The following is a 4511-nucleotide window of genomic DNA, read 5'->3' as shown; positions in this document are numbered from 1 at the left end:
CGGGCACGAGAGCGATCGCGCGGCGGCCCTGGCCCTCGCCGCCGTCGAACGCGATCGTGCCCGTCTCGGCACACGCCGCGGCACAGGTCGTCAGGGCGCCGTCGAGCGCGTCGAGCTCGGCCGGCGAGAGGCCACGGTCTTCGATCAGCTCGACCTCGGCCGGTGTGACCGCGTCCGGCAGATCGGGTGACACGACCACCCGGGCGGCCCCCTGCTCGCGGAGCGCCACGCCCACAGCGAGCCCGGCATCGCCCGTACGGACGACGACCGCGCCCGTCTCCTCGAGCCGCTCGACGAAGAGCGTGACGACCTCCCCGGACGACCGCGAGCCGTGCTCGCGGTACGCGCGCGGCACCTGGGGAAGCGCGCCCTCGCCGGCCAGTGCGGCGCGGATCCGCCCCAGCACCACCTCACGGCCGTCGCTCACGTGACTCCCACCACTCGCGAAAGGTCTCGGACGGGATCCCGGGGAGCGTGCGCGATCGTCCCCACGCGGCGAGGGGGCCGGGGAGCCAGCGCAGGCGGCCGCGCCTGAGGAAGGGCCGCTGAAGCGTGCGCGCGAGCCGCTGCGCGCGCTCGTAGCGCTCGATGCTCGAGAACGACCGGCCGAGAGCTCGTAGCGCTCGACCCTCGACTCCCGGCCGGGCGCGCGCGACGAGCTTCGCCCGCTCGTGGACGAGGATGCGGGGGATGTCGATCCCGACCGGACAGACGTCGGCGCAGGCGCCGCAGAGCGAGGAAGCGTACGGCAGCGAGGCGGACACGCCGACCTCGCCGTCGAGCTGCGGCTGAAGGATCGCGCCGATCGGGCCGGCGTAGACGGTCGGGTATGCATGCCCGCCGGTCTGGCGGTAGACGGGACAGACGTTCACGCACGCCGAGCAGCGGATGCATCTCAAGGCAGGCCGGCCGACGGGGTCCGAGAGGGCGCGAGCTCGGCCGGCGTCCAGCAGCACGAGGTGGAACGTCGACGGCCCGTCCCCCTCCCGCACGCCGGTCCAGAGCGACGTGTAGGGGTTCATACGCTCGCCCGTCGACGATCTCGGAAGGAGCTGGAGCAGCACGCCGAGGTCGCGCCACTCGGGGATCACCTTCTCGATTCCCATCACCGTGATCAGCGTGTCGGGAAGCGTCGTGCACATCCTGCCGTTGCCCTCGGACTCGACCACGCAGACCGTCCCGGTCTCCGCCACCGCGAAGTTGGCGCCGGAGATCGCCACCCCGGCTCGAAGGAACGCGGAACGCAGATACCTCCGCGCAGCGGCCGTGAGCGCGGGCGGGTCGTCGGGCAGGCCCGGCTCGCCGAGGGTCTCGCGCAGGAGCACGGCGATGTCGGAACGGTTGCGGTGCAACGCCGGCACGAGCAGGTGCGACGGCCGCTCGCCCGCGAGCTGGACTACCCACTCGGCGAGGTCGGTCTCGAGCGGCGCGATGCCCGCCGCGGTAAGCGCGTCGTTGAGCCCGATCTCGTCCGTCGTCAGCGACTTCACCTTCACCACCTCGCGCGCGCCGGTGGAGACGACGAGGCGCGTCACGATCTCGTTCGCCTGTGCGGCGTCGGCCGCCCAGTGCACCGCACCGCCGGCCGCGACCACGGACGACTCGAGTGCGACGAGCAGCTCCTCGAGGCGCGCCAGCGCGGACGCGCGGATGGCCGCACCGGCCGCCCGCAGCTCGACCCAGTCAGGGACGTCGGCGACGACTGCCGCGCGCTTCGCGCGGATCGAGGTCGTGGCGTGGAGCACGTTCGCGCGGACGCGGCCGTCGGCGAGCGCGGCGGGCGCGGCCGCCTCGAACGCGACGGGCACCGCGGCGCGGCTCGCCGAGGCGTTCACGCGGCGAGCACCTCGGCGAGGTGCACCGCCCGGAGCGGGCTCCCGCGCCACTCGATCCCGCCGCGGAGGTGCAGGAGGCAGGACGCGTCGCAGGCGCACACGCCCTCCGCTCCCGTCTCCTCGATTCTCCGCAGCTTGGCGGCGAGCATCGCCGTCGACACCGGCCCGTTCTTGATCGCGAACGTGCCGCCGAAGCCGCAGCACTCCGTGGCGTCCTCGAGCGGCCGGAGGTCGAGTCCGCGGACCGCGCCGAGCAGCGTCTCGGGACGGCTTCCCACGCGGAGCAGCCGCAGCGAATGGCACGTCGGGTGGTAGGTCAACGATCCGCTGTACGCCGATCCGACCTCCGTTGCGCCGAGCCGGTCGACGAGGAGCTCGGACAGCTCGAGCGTCCGGCGGGCGACGCCCGCCGGATCGGACGTCAGCTCGGGAACGTGCTCGCGAACGTGCGCCACGCACGAGGCCGACGGCGAGACGATCAGCTCCTCGTCGGCGAACACCTCGACGAACCGCCGGGCCAGCGACGCGGCGACCTCGGGGTAGCCCGCGTTGTGGTGGAGCTGGCCGCAGCAGGTCTGCGCGCGGGGAAAGGAGACCTCCACGCCGAGTCGCTCGAGAACCTCCACAGTTGCCTGTCCCACCGATGGGGTCAGCGTGTCCACGAGGCACGTGACGAAGAGCGCGGCTCGCATTGACGCGAGCGTAATCGATGATCGATGATCGTCCAACGTTGCCGACGGCCGGCGACGGACGGAGCACTAGCCTGCCGCCGTGACCGAGATCACCCTCCACGGGGCGCGTCCTGCGGGAGCCCCTCGTCCGCGTCTGGGCTACGCGATGGTCACGGCCGCCTCGACGCTGTTCGCGATCAACGGGACGGTGTCGAAGCTGATCCTCACGGGCAGCGAGATCACGAGCCTCCGCCTGACGGAGCTCAGGGCGACGGGCGCGTTCGTCGGCCTCGCGGCCTTCCTGCTCGCCACGGCCCCGCGGCTTCTCCGCGTCGCCCGTGAGGAGGTCGCGCTGCTCGTCTTCTACGGGATCGTCGGCTTCGCGCTCGTGCAGTGGCTGTACCTGGTGGCGATCGAGCGATTGCCGATCGGGATCGGCCTCCTGCTCGAGTTCACCGCGCCGGTGCTCGTCGCGCTCTGGGCGCGACTCGTCTGGCACGAGCCCGTACGGCGGCGTGTGTGGGCCGCGCTCGCGCTCGCCCTGTCGGGGCTCGTACTCGTCGGCGAGGTATGGGAGGACGTCCGGCTCGACACGGTCGGCGTGGTCGCGGGCCTGCTGGCGGCGGGCGCGCTCGCGACGTACTACCTCGCCGGCGAGCACCAGACCGCGCGGCGCGACGCGCTCTCGTTGACCTGCCTCTCGCTCGGTGTCGCCGCTCTCCTCTGGGCGGTCGTGCAGCCCTGGTGGGGCTTCCCCTTCGACGCCCTCGGGGGGAGCGTGCCGCTGGAGCTCGGGTCGGCGGACGCGCCCGTCTGGGCGCTCTCCCTCTGGATGGTCGTGCTCGGGACGATCCTCCCCTTCGTCCTCTCGCTCGGCGCGCTCCACCACCTGCCGGCGACGCGCGTCGCGACCGTCTCGATGATCGAGGTTCTCCTCGCGGCCCTGGTGGCCTGGGCGTGGCTCGGCGAGACCCTGTCGGCGGCCCAGCTCGTCGGCGGCGCGGTGGTGCTCGTCGGAGTCGTCCTCGCGCAGACCTCGCGCTGACGGCCAGTACCCTGCGGGTGTGGTGACCGTGAAGCGCGTCCTGCTCGCGTCCCCGCGCGGGTACTGCGCGGGCGTCGAGCGCGCCGTCGAGACGGTCGAGCGGGCGCTCGAGCACTACGGCGCGCCGGTCTACGTGCGCAAGCAGATCGTCCACAACATCCACGTCGTGCGCGACCTCGAGGCGCGGGGGGCGATCTTCGTCGAGGAGGAGACCGATGCGCCGCGCGGCGCCACGGTCGTCTACTCCGCTCACGGGGTCGCGCCGTCCGTACACGCGAGCTCGCGCGCGCGCGACCACGACGTGATCGACGCGACGTGCCCGCTCGTGACCAAGGTGCACGTCCAGGCGAAGCGCTACGCAGCGGCGGGGTACACCGTCCTTCTGATCGGGCACGAGGGGCACGAGGAGGTTGTGGGCACGATGGGCGAGGCGCCCGACGCGACGATCCTGGTGCAGGACGTCGCGGAGGCGGAGGCGCTCGAGCTCCCGGCCGACACGCGCGTCGCCTACGTGACCCAGACGACGCTGTCCGTCGACGAGACCGCCGAGATCATCGGCACGCTCCGGCGGCGGTTCCCGGAGATCGTGGGGCCGAAGAAGGAGGACATCTGCTACGCAACCTCCAACCGCCAGTGGGCGGTGAAGGACATGCTCGACCACATCGACCTGCTGCTCGTGATCGGCTCGCGCAACTCGTCGAACTCGAATCGGCTCGTCGACGTCGCGCGCGCAGCCGACGTCCCGGCCCACCTGATCGACGACGAGACGGAGATCGACGAGACCTGGCTCGCGGGGATCGAGACGGTCGGCATCACCTCGGGCGCGTCGGCTCCCGAGCGCCTCGTCTCACGTGCTTGCGACTGGTTCCGCGAGCGCGGCGTCGACGAGATCGAGCCATTCCGGATGGTCGACGAGGACGTGACCTTCAGGCTTCCGGTCGAGCTCCGCCGCGAGCTGGT

Annotated in this window: 4 protein-coding genes and 1 pseudogene; 2 read left to right on the top strand and 3 right to left on the bottom strand. The window is 72.4% G+C overall.

The window, feature by feature from the left end:
• The 3 genes and pseudogenes from VNM44_RS16120 to VNM44_RS16110 all read right to left on the bottom strand — a co-directional run.
• Positions 1–427 (bottom strand): annotated as a pseudogene (locus tag VNM44_RS16120) (lactate utilization protein C); the annotation flags it as partial.
• On the bottom strand, positions 411–1835 hold the full coding sequence (locus VNM44_RS16115) for a lactate utilization protein B (protein ID WP_325627157.1): 1425 nt from the start codon (positions 1833–1835) through the stop codon (positions 411–413). The gene VNM44_RS16115 and the pseudogene VNM44_RS16120, both read right to left, overlap by 17 nt.
• Complete coding sequence (locus VNM44_RS16110) at positions 1832–2527, bottom strand: (Fe-S)-binding protein (protein WP_325627155.1); 696 nt, start codon at positions 2525–2527, stop codon at positions 1832–1834. The genes VNM44_RS16115 and VNM44_RS16110 overlap by 4 nt, the downstream gene beginning before the upstream one ends.
• Positions 2528–2606: 79 nt before the next feature.
• Between VNM44_RS16110 and VNM44_RS16105 the strand changes: the two genes are divergently transcribed.
• A complete protein-coding gene (locus VNM44_RS16105) occupies positions 2607–3551 on the top strand; it encodes an EamA family transporter (protein WP_325627153.1) in 945 nt (314 codons plus the stop codon).
• Positions 3552–3579: 28 nt separating this feature from the next.
• Positions 3580–4511 (top strand): 4-hydroxy-3-methylbut-2-enyl diphosphate reductase (locus VNM44_RS16100; RefSeq protein ID WP_349258059.1); only part of this gene is annotated, 932 nt, incomplete at its 3' end.

This window comes from Gaiella sp. (genome assembly GCF_035558935.1).
Lineage (GTDB): Bacteria > Actinomycetota > Thermoleophilia > Gaiellales > Gaiellaceae > Gaiella.
Note: the sequence above shows the minus strand (reverse complement) of the source record. Positions and strands in the feature narration are given on the sequence as shown.

What these genes read in the sequence shown, in the direction of transcription:
- VNM44_RS16110 (WP_325627155.1), bottom strand. Translation starts at nt 2,527, where the DNA reads ATGCGAGCCGCGCTCTTCGTCACGTGCCTCGTGGACACGCTGACCCCA.